This window comes from Tepidimonas alkaliphilus (assembly GCF_007556595.1).
In the GTDB taxonomy this organism is placed as follows: Bacteria; Pseudomonadota; Gammaproteobacteria; order Burkholderiales; family Burkholderiaceae_C; genus Tepidimonas; species Tepidimonas alkaliphila.
On the sequence record NZ_VJNB01000014.1, the window covers coordinates 36162 to 51490 of the forward strand.

The 15329-nt window shown below is 72.2% G+C and carries 13 protein-coding genes; 5 read left to right on the forward strand and 8 right to left on the reverse strand.

Translation table 11 applies throughout. The features are described 5' to 3' along the window. Window positions 1–12 precede the first annotated feature (12 nt). The 3 genes from ppc to proC are packed head-to-tail and all read left to right on the forward strand — an operon-like array spanning window position 13 to window position 4555. Window positions 13–2841 (forward strand): phosphoenolpyruvate carboxylase, encoded by a 2829-nt coding sequence (gene ppc, locus Talka_RS10955; protein ID WP_143891362.1) that lies wholly within the window; start codon window positions 13–15, stop codon window positions 2839–2841. Between the two features lie 30 nt (window positions 2842–2871). After that, window positions 2872–3720: a MurR/RpiR family transcriptional regulator gene (locus tag Talka_RS10960; protein ID WP_143891363.1), complete on the forward strand. Its 849-nt coding sequence runs from the start codon at window positions 2872–2874 to the stop codon at window positions 3718–3720. Continuing rightward, complete coding sequence (gene proC, locus Talka_RS10965) at window positions 3713–4555, forward strand: pyrroline-5-carboxylate reductase (protein ID WP_143891364.1); 843 nt, start codon at window positions 3713–3715, stop codon at window positions 4553–4555. The genes Talka_RS10960 and proC overlap by 8 nt, the downstream gene beginning before the upstream one ends. Window positions 4556–4585: 30 nt before the next feature. Here the strand turns inward: proC and ubiA are convergent, their stop codons facing one another. From ubiA to Talka_RS10985, 4 genes are all read right to left on the reverse strand, one after another. Next, window positions 4586–5479 carry a 4-hydroxybenzoate octaprenyltransferase gene (gene ubiA / locus Talka_RS10970; protein WP_143891365.1) on the reverse strand — a complete coding sequence of 298 codons (894 nt, stop codon included), beginning with the start codon at window positions 5477–5479 and terminating at the stop codon, window positions 4586–4588. Window positions 5480–5492: 13 nt separating this feature from the next. Continuing rightward, a complete protein-coding gene (locus Talka_RS10975; RefSeq protein ID WP_143891366.1) occupies window positions 5493–6455 on the reverse strand; it encodes a hydrogen peroxide-inducible genes activator in 963 nt (320 codons plus the stop codon). 30 nt (window positions 6456–6485) lie between these two features. Next, a complete protein-coding gene (recG, locus tag Talka_RS10980; RefSeq protein ID WP_143891367.1) occupies window positions 6486–8639 on the reverse strand; it encodes an ATP-dependent DNA helicase RecG in 2154 nt (717 codons plus the stop codon). Window positions 8640–8720: 81 nt separating this feature from the next. Continuing rightward, window positions 8721–9794: a GGDEF domain-containing protein gene (locus Talka_RS10985; RefSeq protein ID WP_221933888.1), complete on the reverse strand. Its 1074-nt coding sequence runs from the start codon at window positions 9792–9794 to the stop codon at window positions 8721–8723. A gap of 178 nt (window positions 9795–9972) precedes the next feature. On the opposite strand from Talka_RS10985, the gene queA reads away from it, so the two are divergent. After that, on the forward strand, window positions 9973–11079 hold the full coding sequence (gene queA / locus Talka_RS10990) for a tRNA preQ1(34) S-adenosylmethionine ribosyltransferase-isomerase QueA (protein WP_143891369.1): 1107 nt from the start codon (window positions 9973–9975) through the stop codon (window positions 11077–11079). Window positions 11080–11086: 7 nt separating this feature from the next. On the opposite strand, the gene Talka_RS10995 is transcribed toward queA, so the two are convergent. Further along, window positions 11087–11476 (reverse strand): type II toxin-antitoxin system VapC family toxin, encoded by a 390-nt coding sequence (locus Talka_RS10995; RefSeq protein WP_143891370.1) that lies wholly within the window; start codon window positions 11474–11476, stop codon window positions 11087–11089. Continuing rightward, complete coding sequence (locus tag Talka_RS11000) at window positions 11477–11707, reverse strand: AbrB/MazE/SpoVT family DNA-binding domain-containing protein (protein ID WP_143891371.1); 231 nt, start codon at window positions 11705–11707, stop codon at window positions 11477–11479. A gap of 72 nt (window positions 11708–11779) precedes the next feature. Between Talka_RS11000 and tgt the strand changes: the two genes are divergently transcribed. Next, on the forward strand, window positions 11780–12964 hold the full coding sequence (gene tgt, locus Talka_RS11005) for a tRNA guanosine(34) transglycosylase Tgt (protein ID WP_143891372.1): 1185 nt from the start codon (window positions 11780–11782) through the stop codon (window positions 12962–12964). Between the two features lie 13 nt (window positions 12965–12977). Here the strand turns inward: tgt and ftsH are convergent, their stop codons facing one another. Beyond that, on the reverse strand, window positions 12978–14831 hold the full coding sequence (gene ftsH / locus Talka_RS11010; RefSeq protein WP_143891373.1) for an ATP-dependent zinc metalloprotease FtsH: 1854 nt from the start codon (window positions 14829–14831) through the stop codon (window positions 12978–12980). A gap of 106 nt (window positions 14832–14937) precedes the next feature. Continuing rightward, complete coding sequence (locus Talka_RS11015; RefSeq protein ID WP_342781070.1) at window positions 14938–15165, reverse strand: hypothetical protein; 228 nt, start codon at window positions 15163–15165, stop codon at window positions 14938–14940. Between the last annotated feature and the right edge of the window lie 164 nt (window positions 15166–15329).

Genomic DNA, 15329 nt, shown 5'->3' on the forward strand with positions numbered 1-15329 from the left:
TGATCGCTGACCATGAACGCTCCCGAGCCTGCCGCCCGCTCCGGTATCCCGCCGAAAGACCTGCCGCTCGTCGAGGATATCCGGCTGCTCGGGCGCATTCTGGGCGACGTGATCCGCGAGCACGAAGGCGAAGCCACCTTCGAGCTGATCGAGCGCATCCGCCAGCTGTCGGTGGCCTACCGGCGCCACGCCGACCAGCGCGCCGACCGGGCGCTGAAAACCCTGCTGCAGGGCCTGAGCGACGCGCAGGCGGTCAGCGTCATCCGCGCTTTCACCTACTTCAGCCACCTGGCCAACCTGGCCGAAGACCGTCACCACGTGCGCCGCCGCGAGGTGCACGAGCGCGCCGGCCACGTACAGCCGGGCAGCCTGGCGCACACCTGGAAGCGGCTGCAGCGCCGCGGCGTGGCCAGTGCGCAAGTGGCGCAGGCGCTGCGGGACGCCTACCTGTCGCCGGTGCTGACCGCCCACCCCACGGAAGTGCAGCGCAAGAGCATCCGCGACGCCGAAGCGGCGATCGCCGAGCTGCTGCGCGAGCGCGACGCGATCCGCGCGCAGGCCGCCGCCGCCGGCCAGCGCCGCGGCGACCGCGTGCTGGCGCGCAGCCTGGCGGCCAACGAGGCCGCGCTGCGCGCGCGCATCACGCAGCTGTGGCACACGCGGCTGCTGCGCTTCTCGCGTCTGACGGTGGCCGACGAAATCAGCAACGCGCTGGCTTACTTTGAACGCACCTTCGTGCCCGAAGTGCCCCGCTTGTATAGGGAGCTGGAAGCGGCGCTGGGCGAGCGCGTACCGCCGTTTCTGCGCCTGGGCCAGTGGACCGGCGGCGACCGCGACGGCAACCCGCACGTCAACGCCGGCACGCTGGAGCTGGCGCTGCAGCGCCAGGCCGACCTGATCCTGCGCCACTACCTGCGCGAGGTGCACGCGCTGGGCGCGGAGCTGTCGCTGTCGGCGATGCTGCTGCCGCCTCCGCCGGCGTTGCAGGCGCTGGCGGCGGCCTCGCCGGACCGCAACGCGCACCGGGAGGACGAGCCATACCGCCGCGCCCTCATTGGCATCTACGCCCGGCTGGCCGCCACACTGCGCGAGCTCACGGGCGGCGAGGCCGCGCGCCACGCGGTGGCGCCGTCCGATCCCTACCCGTCGGCGGAGGCGTTCGTTGCGGATCTGCGCGTGCTCGATGAGGCGCTGGTGGCGCAGGGCTGCGCGGCGCTGGCCGAGCCGCGCCTGCGCCCGCTGCTGCGCGCGGCGGAGGTGTTTGGCTTTCACCTGGCGACGCTGGATCTGCGCCAGAGCAGCGACCAGCACGAGCAGGCGGTGGCCGAGCTGCTGGCCGCCGCCGGGCTGGAGCCCGACTACCGCGCGCTGCCGGAGGACGCCAAGCGCCGCGCGCTGCTGGCGGCGCTGGCGGACCCGCGCCCGCTGCGCATCCCGGAGCGGGCCTACTCACCGGTCACCGAGCGGGAGCTGGCGGTGTTCGCCGCCGCGCGGCGCGCGCGCCAGCGCTTCGGCGCCGCCGCCATCCGCCACGCCATCATCAGCCACACCGAGGCGGTCAGCGACCTGCTGGAGGTGCTGCTGCTGCAAAAAGAAGTCGGTCTGCTGCGCGGCGCCTGGGGGCAGGACGCGCGCGCCGAGCTGATCGTCGTGCCGCTGTTCGAGACCATCGAGGACCTGCACCAGGCCGCCGCCATCATGGCCGACTACTACGCCATCCCGGCGGTGGCGCAGCTGGTCGCGCACGGCGGGCCGCTGGAGTACGGCGAGCAAGACATCATGCTCGGCTACTCCGACAGCAACAAGGACGGCGGCATCGTCACCAGCAACTGGTGCCTGTATCAGGCCGAAGTGGCGCTGGCGGCGCTGTTCGATCGCCTGGCCGCCACGCTGCCGCGGCCGGTACGCATGCGCCTGTTCCACGGGCGCGGCGGCACGGTGGGCCGCGGCGGCGGGCCAAGTTACGAAGCGATCCTGGCCCAGCCGGCCGGCACCGTGCGCGGCCAGCTGCGCCTCACTGAGCAGGGCGAGGTGATCGCCTCCAAATACGGTCACCCGGACATCGGTCGGCGCAATCTGGAGACGCTGGTGGCGGCCACGCTGGAGGCCACGCTGCTGCCGCCGCGCCAGCCGGTGCCGCGCCGCTACCTGCAGGCCGCCGAGGCGCTGTCGCGCGCCAGCATGGCCGCCTACCGCCAGCTGGTCTATGAGACGCCGGGCTTTGCCGACTACTTCTTCGCCGCCACGCCGATCCGCGAGATCGCCGAACTGAACATCGGCTCGCGCCCGGCTTCGCGCACCGGCACGCAGCGCATCGAGGATCTGCGCGCCATCCCGTGGAGCTTCAGCTGGGGCCAGTGCCGCCTGACGCTGCCGGGCTGGTATGGACTGGGCAGCGGCGTCGAGGCGCTGCAACGCGACATGGGCGCGCAGGCGGCGCTGGCGCTGCTGCGCGAGATGCACCAACGCTGGCCGTTCTTCGCCACGCTGCTGAGCAACATCGACATGGTGCTGGCCAAGAGCGACCTGGCGCTGGGCGCGCTCTATGCCCAGCTGGTGGAGGATCGAGCGCTGCGCCGGCGCGTCTTCGACGCCATCGAAGCCGAATGGCGGCGCACGCAGGCGGCGCTGGAGGCCATCACTGGCCACGCGCAGCGGCTGGCCGCCAACCCCGCGCTGGCGCGCTCGATCGCGCACCGCTTTCCCTACATCGACCCGCTGCACCACCTGCAGGTCGAGCTGATCCGGCGCTACCGCGCCGGCAACCGCGAGGAAAAGGTCAAGCGCGGCATCCACCTGTCGATCAACGGCATCGCCGCCGGCCTGCGCAACACCGGCTGACCCCATCAGCCCCCAAGGAGACCCGTCGCCATGCTCGAACGCATTCAGGCTTGTTTGCCGTCGCTGCCCGCGGCGGAGCAACGTGTGGCGCGCCTTGTGCTGGAGGATCCGCGCCGCTTCGCGCAGTTGCCGGTGGGGGAGCTGGCGGCCTTGGCCGGCGTCAGCAAGCCCACCGTGCTGCGCTTCTGCCGCAGCTTGGGCTATGAGGGCTTGACCGACTTCAAGCTGAAGCTGGCCGGCACCGTCAGCGAGGGCGTGCCCTACATCCACCGCAGCGTTGACGAGGGCGATGACGTGCCCGAAGTCACCGTCAAGGTGATCGACAACACGGTGGCCGCGCTGCTGAAGTTTCGCAACGAACTGGCGCCCTCGGCGCTGCGCCAGGCCGTGGAGGCGCTGGAGCAAGCCTGGCGCGGACGCCACCGCATCGAGCTGTATGGCGTGGGCAACTCCAGCATCGTGGCGCTGGACGCCCAGCACAAGCTGTTTCGGCTCGGCGTCAACTGCCGGGCGTTTGCCGACGGGCACCTGCAGGTCATGAGCGCGGCGCTGCTCAAGCCCGGCGACGTGGCGCTGGTGTTTTCCAACTCCGGGCGCACGCGCGACCTGATCGATGCCACCGACGTGGCGCGCAAGAACGGCGCCACCACCATCGCCGTCACCCGCACCCGCAGCCCGCTGGCGCTCACCGCCGATATCCACCTCGCCGCCGACCATACCGAGCGCTACGATCAAGACATGCCGATGCTGTCGCGCCTGGTGCACCTGGTGCTGGTGGACATTCTGGTCACCAGCTTGGCGCTGCGCATGGGCGCGGCGCAGGTGCAGCCGCTGCTCAAGGCGGTCAAGACCCAGATCAGCAGCAAGCGCTATGCCTGAGACCCCGCGCCTTTCCCCTGATACCACGGTCGCCTTCATCGGCGGCGGCAACATGGCCAGCGCGCTGATCGGGGCGCTGCTGCGCGCCGGACACCCAGCCGAGCGGCTGCGCGTCGTTGACCCCGGCGAGGAGGCGCGCGCGCGCCTGCGCCGCGACTGGGGCGTGGCCGTGCAGCCGGCGCCGGACGCCGCGCTGGCCGAGGCGCTGCTTGTGGTGTGGGCGGTCAAGCCACAGCAGTTCCGCGCGGCGGCGCAGGCCGCCGCCGCGTTCGTCGGCGGCGCGCTGCAACTGAGCGTGGCCGCCGGCATCCGCTGCGCCAGCATCGCCGCCTGGACCGGCGCGGCGCGCATCGTGCGCAGCATGCCCAACACCCCGGCGCTGGTCGGCCGCGGCATGACGGGGCTGTATGCCACCGCGCAGGCCACGGCGGCCGACCGCGCGCTGGCCGAGGCGGTGCTGGGCCTGACCGGCGCACTGCTATGGGTGGACGACGAGGCGCTGCTGGATGCGGTGACGGCGTTGTCGGGTTCTGGGCCGGCCTACGTGTTCTACCTGCTGGAGGCGATGCGCGAGGCCGGCGCGGCCATGGGCCTGCCCCCGGCGCAGGCGCTGACGCTGGCCATCGAGACCTTTGCCGGCGCGGCCGAGCTGGCGCGCCAGGCCGGCGAGCCGCCGGAGGCGCTGCGCGCGCGCGTCACGTCCAAAGGCGGCACCACCGCCGCGGCGCTGGAGGTGCTGCAAGCGCGCGACGTGCACGGCGCCTTCGCGGCAGCGCTGCAGGCGGCGCAGCGACGCGCCAAGGAGCTGGCGGACGAGTTTGGCCGCACCGACTGATGGCTTCGGCGCTGCCCTGCGCGCAGCGGCTCAGCCGCCCAGCGCCAGCTGCAGCGCAAGCCCCGCAAACAGCGCCGCCCCCACCCAATGGTTGAGGCGAAACGCCGCAAAACACCCCTCGCGCGTGCGGCCGCGGATCAGCCGCGCGTGCCCCAGCACCTGCGCCGCGGCGGCAGCCACGCCGGCAGCCAACCACGGCCCGCCGGCGTGCGGCCACACCAGCCCGGTCCACAGCGCCAGGTGCAGCACCGAAAACGCCAGCACCGCCGCCACATCCCAACGCCCGAGCGTGATCGCCGAGGTGCGGATGCCGATGCGCAGGTCGTCGTCACGATCCACCATGGCGTAGGCGGTGTCGTAGGCCAGCACCCAAAACAGGTTGGCCGCCATCAGCCCCCAAGCCAACACCGGCACCTCGCCGCGCACCGCCGCGAACGCCATCGGGATGCCAAAGCTGAACGCGACGCCCAGCACCGCCTGCGGCATGGCAAAGAAGCGTTTGGTGTAGGGGTAAAACACCGCCACCGCCAGCGCCGCGAACGACCACGCCACCGCCGCCGCGTTGGTGGTCAGCACCAACGCAAAGGCCATGAGCGCCAGCGCTGCGCCGACCGTCAGCGCCTCGCGCGCGCTCAAGCGACCGCTGGTCACCGGGCGCTGCGCGGTGCGTTTGACGTGGCGGTCGAACTCGCGGTCGGCCACGTCGTTGACGCAGCAGCCGGCGCTGCGCATCAGGATGGTGCCGGCGACGAAGACCAGCAGCAGGTGCCAGCCGGGCCAGCCGCCAGCGGCCAGCCACAGCGCCGACAGCGTCGGCCACAACAGCAGCAACCAACCCGCCGGGCGATCCCAGCGGATCAAATCCAGATAGAGCGCCCAGCGCGCGCGCCAGGGCTGCGGCAGCGGCAACCAACCCAGGTTCATGGCGAGCAACAACTCACGTCAAACGGTGGCAGCCCGGCAACTCGCAGGCGTAAATGGCGTTGCGCAGCGCGGCGATCGCCTCGTAGCGCGTGAAGCTGCGCCGCCACACCAGCACCACGCGGCGCTTGGGCGGCTCGCCAGCCAGCGGGATGTAGCGCACATACGCCTGCACGCCGTCGGCGGCAGCGCCGTGGCCTTCTTCGCCGGGCAGCGCGCCTTTCGGCACCGACAGGCGCGGCACCAGCGTCACACCCATGCCGGCAGCCACCATGTGCTTGATCGTCTCCAGCGACGAGCCCTCGAAGCTCTTCTGGATCCCCTCGGCATGATCGGAAAAGCGCGCGAACTCCGGGCAGACCTGCAGCACGTGGTCGCGGAAGCAGTGCCCGTTGCCAAGCAGCAGCATGGTCTCGCGCTTGAGCTCTTCCACCGTGATCTCGGTGCGCTGCGCCAGCGGGTGGTCGCGCGGCACCACCGCCACAAAGGGCTCGTCATACAACGGCGCCACCGCCAAGTTGGCTTCCGGGAAGGGCTCGGCCAAAATCGCTGCGTCGATCTCGCCGAGCCGCAATTGCTCCAGCAGCTTGGCGGTGAAGTTCTCTTGCAGGATCAGCGGCATCTGGCGCGCGCGCTCGATCACCTGCCGCACCAGATCCGGCAGCAGGTACGGCGCGATGGTGTAGATCAGCCCGAGCCGCAGCGGGCCGGCCAGCGGATCCTTGCCGCGCTTGGCGATCTCCTTGATCGCGGCGGCCTGCTCCAGCACCACCTGCGCCTGGCGCACGATCTCCTCGCCCAGCGGCGTGACCGTCACCTCCGCGGCGCTGCGCTCGAAGATCTTGACCTCCAGCTCCTCCTCCAGCTTCTTGATCGCCACCGACAGCGTCGGCTGGGACACAAAACAGGCTTCGGCGGCGCGGCCGAAGTGGCGCTCGCGCGCCACGGCGACGATGTATTTCAATTCGGTCAGGGTCATCGGCGGCCTCCGTCAACGCCGATTATCGGTTCAAGCTTTCAGATAGTCCACGCACGCGCCGAGCCAGCGCTGCACATGCGCCTGCGCGCGCGCCGGATCCTGCCGCCACAGCTGCGCCGCCCAGCGCCGCGCCCATTCGAGGATCGGCTCATCCTGCTCCAGATCGGCAAAGCGCAGCGTCGGCACGCCGGACTGGCGCGCGCCGAGGAATTCGCCGGGGCCGCGGATGGCCAGGTCGCGCCGCGCAATCTCAAAGCCGTCGGTGGTTTCGGCCATCGCGCGCAGCCGCTCGCGCGCCGCTTCGCTGACGCGCCCGTCCTCCCCGGGGCTGTAGAGCAGCACGCACACCGAGGCCAGCGCGCCGCGGCCGACGCGGCCACGCAATTGGTGCAGCTGGCTTAAGCCGAAGCGCTCGGCGTGCTCGATCACCATGAGGGAGGCATTCGGCACATCCACCCCCACCTCGATGACGGTGGTGGCCACCAGCACCGCCACCTGCCCGGCGGCGAACGCCTCCATCACCGCCTTCTTCTCCGCCGCCGGCAGGCGTGCGTGCAGCAGCCCGACGCGCACCGGCTGGCCGGCGGCGTCGCGCACGTCCTGCAGCGCGGCGGCGAGCTCGGCATGCGTGGCGGTGGCGGCGCGCAGGTCCAGCGCCTCGCTGTCCTCCACCAGCGGGCAGACCCAATAGACCTGCCGCCCCTGCGCCACCTGCGCGCGGATGCGCGCGATCACCTCGGCGCGGCGCGCCTCGGCCACCAGCTTGGTCACCACCGGCGTGCGCCCGGGCGGCAGCTCGTCCAGCGTCGAGACATCCACGTCGCCGAAGGCGGCCATCGCCAGCGTGCGCGGGATCGGCGTGGCGCTCATCATCAAGAGGTGCGGCTCCAGCCCCGCGGCCTCGGCCCCGGCCTTGGCGCGCAGCGCCAGCCGCTGCGCCACGCCGAAGCGGTGCTGCTCATCGACGATGGCCAGCCCCAGCCGCGCGAACGTCACCTGCTGCTGGATCACCGCGTGCGTGCCGACCACGAGCGCCGCCTGCCCGGCCTCGATGGCCTGCAGCGCCGCGCGGCGCGCCGCGCGCGGCTGCGCGCCGGTCAGCCACGCCACCTGCAGCCCGCGCGGCGCCAGCAGCGGCTGCAGCCACGCCACCAGTTTGCCGAAGTGCTGCTCCGCCAGGATCTCGGTGGGGGCCATCAGCGCGCACTGCCAGCCGGCGTCGATCGCGTGCGCCGCCGCCAGCGCCGCCACCACCGTCTTGCCGCTGCCGACGTCGCCCTGCAGCAAACGGTGCATCGGCTGCGCGCGCGCCAGATCCTGCGCGATCTCGGCCGCCACGCGCCGCTGCGCGCCGGTCAGCGCAAACGGCAGCGCCGCCTCCAGCTGCGCCGGCAGGCCATCCGCCGCGGCGCGCAGCACCGGGGCGCGCAGCTGCGCGCGCGCCTGCCGCGCCTGCCACTGCGCCAGCTGCTGCGCCAGCAGCTCCTCGGCCTTCAGCCGCAGCCAGGCGGGGTGCGCGCGGTCCTGCAGCACTTGCAGCGGCGTGCCGGCCGGCGGCTGGTGCAGGAAGTGCAGCGCCTCGCGCAGCGTCCACACCCGCCCAGCCGCACCCGGCAGCTCCGCAAGCGCCTCGGCCGGCACCGTCTCCTCCCAGTTCAGGCGCGGCAGCGCGCGCGCGATCGCCGCGCGCAGGTAAGCCTGCGGCAGCCCGGCGGTGGTCGGATAGACCGGCGTGAGGCCCTGCGGCAGCGGCGCATCCGCTTTCAACAGGCGCGGGTGCACCATCGTCCAGCCAGCCCAGCCGCCGCGCAGCTCGCCGTAGGCGCGCACGCGCGCGCCCGGCGTCAGCATCTGCCGCTGCGCCGGGTAAAAGGTAAAGAAGCGCAGCGTGACGTGGCCGCCGTCGTCGCTGCTCAACCGCGCCACCAGCTGGCGCCGCGCGCCCGGCTGCACGTCGCAAGCCAGCACCGTGCCTTCCACCAGCGCCTCGTCGCCGTCGCGCGCCTGCGCCAGGGGCGTCACGCGCGTGAAATCCTCGTAGCGCAACGGCAGGTGCAGCGCCAGATCCTCGGGGCGCACGAGGCCCAGCCGGCGCAGCGCCTGCTGCGGACCGCGGGCGCGCGCCGACGCCCCTTCGGCGGCGCGGTCGGGCTCGGCGGCAGGAGCAGCGGCGCGGCGCGGCATGCGGCGATGCTAGCACCGCGCTGGCGCTGTCCAGGGCCTCGCGACAGGCCCGCCGCGCAGCTCTGAACGAGTCGAGGCCGACTAGTCCGCGGTGCGCGCGGGCTGGCCCGTTGCGTCCCACGCTTCTTCCAGCCGGTCGCGGCCGGCCCGTTTGGCGCGATACAGCGCCGCGTCGGCGCGCGCCAGGCATGCCGTCCACGGCTCGCCCGCCGTGTGGCGCGCCACGCCGGCGGAAAAGGTCACCGGCGCCTCGCCGGCACGCACGCGCTCGGCCACCGCGGCGCGCAGCCGCTGCAGCAAGGCACGCACGGCCTGCGGTTCATCGGGCGGCAGCCAGAGCACGAATTCCTCCCCGCCCAAACGATAGAGCCGGTCGGTCTTGCGCAGCACCGCCTGCGCCACAGAGGCGAACTGGCGCAGCACCGCGTCGCCGCCATCGTGGCCAAGGCGATCGTTGATGGCCTTGAAGTGATCCAAGTCCACCACCGCCAGCGCCCCCACGTCGCCGCCTCGCGCGGCAGCCTGCGCCAGCTCCAGCTCCAGCAGTCGGCGGTTGCCGACGCCCGTGAGCGCATCCAGCAAGCTCAGCGTCTGCCAAAGCTCGATTTGCCGCTGCGCCTGCTGCGCCACGACATAACCCAGCAAGGCGGTGAGCAGCGCGGTGAAGGCAAAGAACGGCAGCCCCTCGCTGCCGCCCAGCTCGCTCCAGGAAAAAACCGCGGCCCCCGTCACCGCCAGCAGCGCCAGCAACACCGCCGCTCGCGGCGGCACGAGGAAGAACAGCATCAGCACGCCGGGGTAGGTCCAGAACAGCGCCGCGAAGCGCGCCGCCAAGCCGATGGCCCACAGCCCGCCGACGATGGCCAGCGCCACCACCCAGGCCGCGCGGCGGGTGTCGCCGGTGCGCCAGGCATACGCTGCAGCCCCCCCGAGCAGGAGCGACAGCGCCAGGTCGTTGGCCGTGGCCAGCCAGTTGCCCTGCCAGGCGCGGTAGACTGCAAACGGCAGCAGCCACACCAGGGTCACGCCCACGCCCAGCAGCAACACCCCGGCGCGGTAGTCCGCGCGGACGCGGGCGCGCAGCAGTGCCCACGCCCCCGAGGGCGCAGCCGTGTCGTCTTGCCGACCAGGCGCTGATGAAGAGGGGGTGCGCATCGCCTCCTGTGATTCTGACAAAAATGCTTGGAACATCCAATGGTAACGGCCACGTGCGGCCCGCCGATGTCAACACCCGGCACACCACGGGAAAACCCTAGGCCGACAGGGCCGCCGCCCCAATCAGCGACAATGAGAACTTTGAACTTGGCACGGGCCTGTCCGGCCCTCAAGCACGATGAACAACGTCCCCCCTTCCCCTGCCGCTACTGGCGCCGCGCGCGTCTGGACCACCAGCGACTTCGACTTCCACCTCCCCCCCGAGCTGATCGCCCAGCACCCGGCGCCGCAGCGCAGCGCCGCGCGGCTACTGGATGGGCGCGGCTGGCCGCCAGAGGATCGTATCTTCCGCGAGCTGCCGGGGCTGCTGGAGCCGGGCGACCTGCTGGTCTTCAACGACACGCAGGTGATCAAGGCGCGCCTCTATGGCGAGAAGCCCACCGGCGGGCGGCTGGAGCTGCTGGTGGAACGCGTGCTGGCCGACGGCGAGGTGGTGGCGCACATGAAGGTCAGCAAAAAGCCCGCCCCCGGCACGGTGCTGCGCATGGCGCCGCAGGCCGACGGGCAGCCGGCCTTCACCGCCACGCTGCTGGGGCGCTGGCCCGACGCCGACGGGCCGCTGTTTCGCCTGCGCTTCTCCGACGACCCGTATGCGCTGATGGAGCGCCACGGCCACGTGCCGCTGCCGCCCTACATCGATCATCCGGACACCGCCGAGGACGAGCAGCGCTACCAGACCATCTTCGCCAGAAACCCCGGCGCGGTGGCCGCGCCGACTGCGGCGCTGCACTTCGACGCGGCGGTGCTGGCGGCGCTGGAGGCGCGCGGCGTGCGGCGCGCCAGCGTCACGCTGCACGTGGGGGCCGGCACCTTCCAGCCGGTCAAAGGCGAGGACATCCGTGCCCACCGCATGCACCGTGAGTGGTATCGGATCCCGCCTGAGACGCTGGCGGCGCTGGAGCGCACGCGCCGCGCCGGCGGGCGCGTGCTGGCGGTGGGCACCACCACCGTGCGCACGCTGGAGAGCTGGGCGCGCAGCGGCGCCACCGAGGGCGACACCGACCTCTTCATCACGCCGGGCTTCGACTTCCGCGTGGTGGACCTGCTGATCACCAACTTCCACCTGCCGCGCAGCACGCTGCTGATGCTGGTGTCGGCGTTCGCCGGCTACGAGCACATCATGGCGCTGTATCGCCACGCGATCGAGCGGCGCTACCGCTTCTTCAGCTACGGCGATGCGATGCTGCTGGCGCGCGCGGGGCCTCGCGGCGCGCCGGTGGCCTGAGGCGGCTTCAGGGCGCCGCCGCGCCCGGCTTCGGCACGTAGCGCACGCCGGGCAGGCCGGCGTAGTCGGCGTCCTGCGTCCACAGCGTGGCGCCGAACTCCTGCGCCATCGCCAGCATGATGGCATCGGCCATCGCCAGCCGATGCCGCTGCGCCACGCGCGCGGCGGCCACCGCGCGCGCGTCGGTCAGGTCCAGCACGCGGCCCAGCCGCATCACGTCCAGGCAGCGCGCCACCACCTCCTCGGGCACACGGCGCGCCAGCACACGGTGCACCTCGTACAGCGCGATGCACGGCACCAGCAGGTTGCGGCGGTCCTCGATGGCCGGGGCGAACAGATCGGCCCGGGGGCTGTCGAGCAGGTACTCCAGCCAGCCGGAGGAATCGACCACGTTCATTCAGTCGAACTCCCGGTCGGGCTCCTTCGGCGGCTCTAGATCATCGCCGAGGTCGTAACCCTTGAGCATGCCGCGGTAGGCGCTCATCGGCGTCTCGGGCCGGATCACGAGCTCCTGGCCGCGCAGCTCGAACTGGATGTAGGAGCCGGGCCGGATGCCGAGCTTGGCGCGCATCGCGGCAGGCAGCGTCACCTGCCCCTTGCTGGACACGACGGCTTCGATGGTTTCCATGGCGCCCCCTTTACCGATCACGAAGTAAAGAAGATTTTAAAGTAAAGCATCCACCCCCGTACAATGGCGCCCATGCTGAGCTTCGAACTGCTGGCCACCGACCCGACCAGCCACGCGCGCCGCGGCCGCCTGAGGCTGACGCACGGCGTGGTGGAGACGCCGATCTTCATGCCGGTGGGCACCTACGGCACGGTCAAGGGGGTCACGCCGCGCAGCCTGCTGGAGATGGGCGCGCAGATCATCCTCGGCAACACCTTCCACCTGTGGCTGCGGCCCGGGCTGGAGGTGATCCGCGCCTTCGGCGGGCTGCACCGCTTCGAGCAGTGGCCGCGGCCGATCCTGACCGACTCCGGCGGCTTTCAGGTCTGGTCGCTCGGCGCGATGCGCCGGATCACCGAGGAGGGCGTGCACTTCGCCTCGCCGGTCAACGGCGACCGGCTGTTCCTCTCACCCGAGGTCAGCATCCAGATCCAGACGGCGCTCGACAGCGACATCGTCATGCAGCTGGACGAGTGCACGCCCTACTGGCAGGGCGACAAGACCAGCGGCCACGTCACCACAGAGGCCGAGGCGCGCGCCAGCATGGAGCTGAGCCTGCGCTGGGCGCGCCGCAGCAAGGCCGAGTTCGAGCGGCTGGGCAACCGCAACGCGCTGTTCGGCATCGTGCAGGGCGGCATGTTCGAGCACCTGCGGCAGGAGTCGCTGGAGGCGCTGGTGGAGCTGGACCTGCCCGGCTACGCCATCGGCGGCGTGAGCGTCGGCGAGCCGAAGGAGGACATGCGCCGCATCCTGGCGCACACGCCGCACCGGCTGCCGGCGCACAAGCCGCGCTACCTGATGGGCGTGGGCACGCCGGAGGATCTGGTGGAGGGCGTGGCCTGCGGCGTGGACATGTTCGACTGTGTGATGCCGACGCGCAACGCGCGCAACGGCACCTACTTCACGCGCTATGGCGACCTGAAGATCCGCAACGCGCGCCACAAGGCCGACCCGCGCCCAATCGACCCGAGCTGCACGTGCTACGCCTGCGCCGGCATCAGCGGCGTCAGCTGGAACGACGGCGGGCGCGACGGCTTCTCGCGCGCCTACCTGCACCACCTGGACCGCTGCGGCGAGATGCTCGGGCCGATGCTGGCCACGATCCACAACCTGCACTACTACCTGAACCTGATGCGCGAGATCCGCGCGGCGCTGGAGGCCGGCACGTTCGCCGCATTCCGCCAGCGCTTCGCCGCCGAGCGCGCTGCCGGGGTGTGAGCGCGCCGGCGCCTCAGGCTGGGGTGGAAGCGGCAGCTGCCCGCGCCTCGGCGCGCACCTCGGCGGTCAGTTCCGCCAGCTGCGCCTCGTCCAGCGTCTCGCGCTGCAGCAGCGCCTGCGCGCAGCGCTCCAGCACCGCGCGGTGGCGCTGCAGGATCGCGGTGGTGCGCTCGAACGCCTCCATCACGATGCGGCGCACCGCCTCGTCGATGCGCGCCTGCGTCTCGGGGCTGCGCGGGCAGCCGCCGGCGGCCAGCCCCGGCACGTCGAGGAACGCCGGGCGCTGCGCCTCGTAGGCGATGTAGCCGAGCGACTCCTCCATGCCGTAGCGCATCACCATGTCGCGCGCGATGTCGGTGACCTTGGCGATGTCGTCCGCCGCGCCGGTGGACAGGTGCCCGAAGACGAGCTTTTCCGCCGCGCGCCCGCCCAGCAGCACCATGATCTTGCGCTCCAGCTCTTCGCGCGTCATCAGGTAGCGGTCTTCGGTGGGGCGCTGGATGGTGTAGCCCAGCGCCCCAATGCCGCGCGGGATGATCGAGACCTTGTGCACCGGGTCGCTGCCCGGCAGCGCCAGCGCCACCAGTGCGTGGCCCATCTCGTGGTAGGCGACGATCTCGCGCTCGCGCGGATTCAGCAAGCGGTTTTTCTTTTCCAGCCCGGCGACGATGCGCTCGATGGCGGCGGTGAAGTCCTGCAGCGCCACCGCCTCGGCCCCGCGGCGCGTGGCCGCCAGCGCCGCCTCGTTGCACAGGTTGGCCAGGTCCGCCCCGGAAAAGCCCGGCGTCAGCGCCGCGATCTGCTCCAGATCGACGTCGGCGGCCAGTTTGATCTTGCGCGCGTGCACACGCAGGATTTGCACGCGCCCGGCCTTGTCGGGCCGATCGACCAGCACCTGGCGGTCGAAGCGGCCGGCGCGCAGCAGCGCCGGGTCCAGGATCTCGGGCCGGTTGGTGGCCGCCAGCAGCACCAGCCCGGCGCCGCTGTCGAAGCCGTCGAGCTCCACCAGCAGCTGGTTGAGCGTCTGCTCGCGCTCGTCGTGGCCGCCGATGGGGCCGCCGGCGCCGCGCGCGCGGCCCAGCGCGTCGAGCTCGTCGATGAAGATGATGGCCGGGGCCTTGGCGCGCGCCTGCTCGAACAGGTCGCGCACGCGCGCCGCGCCGACGCCGACGAACATCTCGACGAACTCGCTGCCGCTGATGCTGAAGAACGGCACGCCGGCCTCGCCGGCCACCGCCTTGGCCAGCAGCGTCTTGCCGGTGCCGGGCGGCCCCACCAGCAGCACGCCCTTCGGCGCGCGCGCGCCCAGCCGCCCGTAGCCCTGCGGATCCTTCAGGAAGGCGACGATTTCCTGCAGCTCGGCCTTGGCCTCGTCAACGCCGGCGACGTCGGCGAACGTCACGCCGGTGTCCTTCTCGACGTAGATCTTGGCGCGGCTCTTGCCGATGCTCATGAAGCCGCCCATGCCCTGGCGCTCCAGCACCTTGCGCACGACAAAGAACCAGAGCGCGAAGAACACCAGCGCCGGCACCACCCACGACAGGATGTCGCGCAGCCAGGTGTTCTCCACCACCCGGGTGTAAGGCACGTCGTAGCGCGCCAGCCGCTCGGCCAGGTCGGGCTCGACGCGGTTGGCCACGATCACCGTCTTGCCGCCCGGCTCGGGGTTCTTCAGCCGGCCGGTCAGGGTCGTCTCGCCGACGATCACCTCGGCCACCTTGCCGTCGGCCAGCGCCTGCTCGAAGGCGCTGTACGGCACCGGCTCCACCGTGCGCGCGGTCTGCCAGAGGTTTTGCAGCCACAGCAGCAACAACAGCGCCAGCATCCAGTAGCCGACGTTCCACGACGTCCTGGCATCGGGCTTCATCGCCTGCTCCTCCTTGCGCGCCGTGCGGGGGCGCGCCACCCTTCCAAGGTCATTCCCGCGGGCCTGCGCCGCCCGCCACCGGCAGCCAGCGTGGCCGGCGGCGGTGTCAGCCGCATGACGGCTCCCCGAGCCGCCGCAGGCGCGCGCGCAACCGCTCGATCTCCTCCTCCAGATCGACCACCAGCGCGGCCAGCTCCGGGTCGGCGTCGAAGTGGCGCTGCAGCCACGCCAGCCGCCGCACGCGCCGCAGCGCCGCGGCGTCGAAGCCCTCGCCGGCGGGCCTGCGCCGCCCGCCACCGGCAGCCAGCGTGGCCGGCGGCGGTGTCAGCCGCATGACGGCTCCCCGAGCCGCCGCAGGCGCGCGCGCAACCGCTCGATCTCCTCCTCCAGATCGACCACCAGCGCGGCCAGCTCCGGGTCGGCGTCGAAGTGGCGCTGCAGCCACGCCAGCCGCCGCACGCGCCGCAGCGCCGCGGCGTCGAAGCCCTCGCCGGCGGG

What these genes read in the sequence shown, in the direction of transcription:
- recG (WP_143891367.1), bottom strand. Translation starts at nt 8,639, where the DNA reads ATGCCGCGCCGCGCCGCTGCTCCTGCCGCCGAGCCCGACCGCGCCGCC.
- Talka_RS11015 (WP_342781070.1), bottom strand. Translation starts at nt 15,165, where the DNA reads ATGCGGCTGACACCGCCGCCGGCCACGCTGGCTGCCGGTGGCGGGCGG.
- ppc (WP_143891362.1), top strand. Translation starts at nt 13, where the DNA reads ATGAACGCTCCCGAGCCTGCCGCCCGCTCCGGTATCCCGCCGAAAGAC.
- tgt (WP_143891372.1), top strand. Translation starts at nt 11,780, where the DNA reads ATGCTGAGCTTCGAACTGCTGGCCACCGACCCGACCAGCCACGCGCGC.
- Talka_RS10960 (WP_143891363.1), top strand. Translation starts at nt 2,872, where the DNA reads ATGCTCGAACGCATTCAGGCTTGTTTGCCGTCGCTGCCCGCGGCGGAG.
- Talka_RS11000 (WP_143891371.1), bottom strand. Translation starts at nt 11,707, where the DNA reads ATGGAAACCATCGAAGCCGTCGTGTCCAGCAAGGGGCAGGTGACGCTG.
- queA (WP_143891369.1), top strand. Translation starts at nt 9,973, where the DNA reads ATGAACAACGTCCCCCCTTCCCCTGCCGCTACTGGCGCCGCGCGCGTC.
- Talka_RS10995 (WP_143891370.1), bottom strand. Translation starts at nt 11,476, where the DNA reads ATGAACGTGGTCGATTCCTCCGGCTGGCTGGAGTACCTGCTCGACAGC.
- Talka_RS10975 (WP_143891366.1), bottom strand. Translation starts at nt 6,455, where the DNA reads ATGACCCTGACCGAATTGAAATACATCGTCGCCGTGGCGCGCGAGCGC.
- ubiA (WP_143891365.1), bottom strand. Translation starts at nt 5,479, where the DNA reads ATGAACCTGGGTTGGTTGCCGCTGCCGCAGCCCTGGCGCGCGCGCTGG.
- ftsH (WP_143891373.1), bottom strand. Translation starts at nt 14,831, where the DNA reads ATGAAGCCCGATGCCAGGACGTCGTGGAACGTCGGCTACTGGATGCTG.
- Talka_RS10985 (WP_221933888.1), bottom strand. Translation starts at nt 9,794, where the DNA reads ATGCGCACCCCCTCTTCATCAGCGCCTGGTCGGCAAGACGACACGGCT.
- proC (WP_143891364.1), top strand. Translation starts at nt 3,713, where the DNA reads ATGCCTGAGACCCCGCGCCTTTCCCCTGATACCACGGTCGCCTTCATC.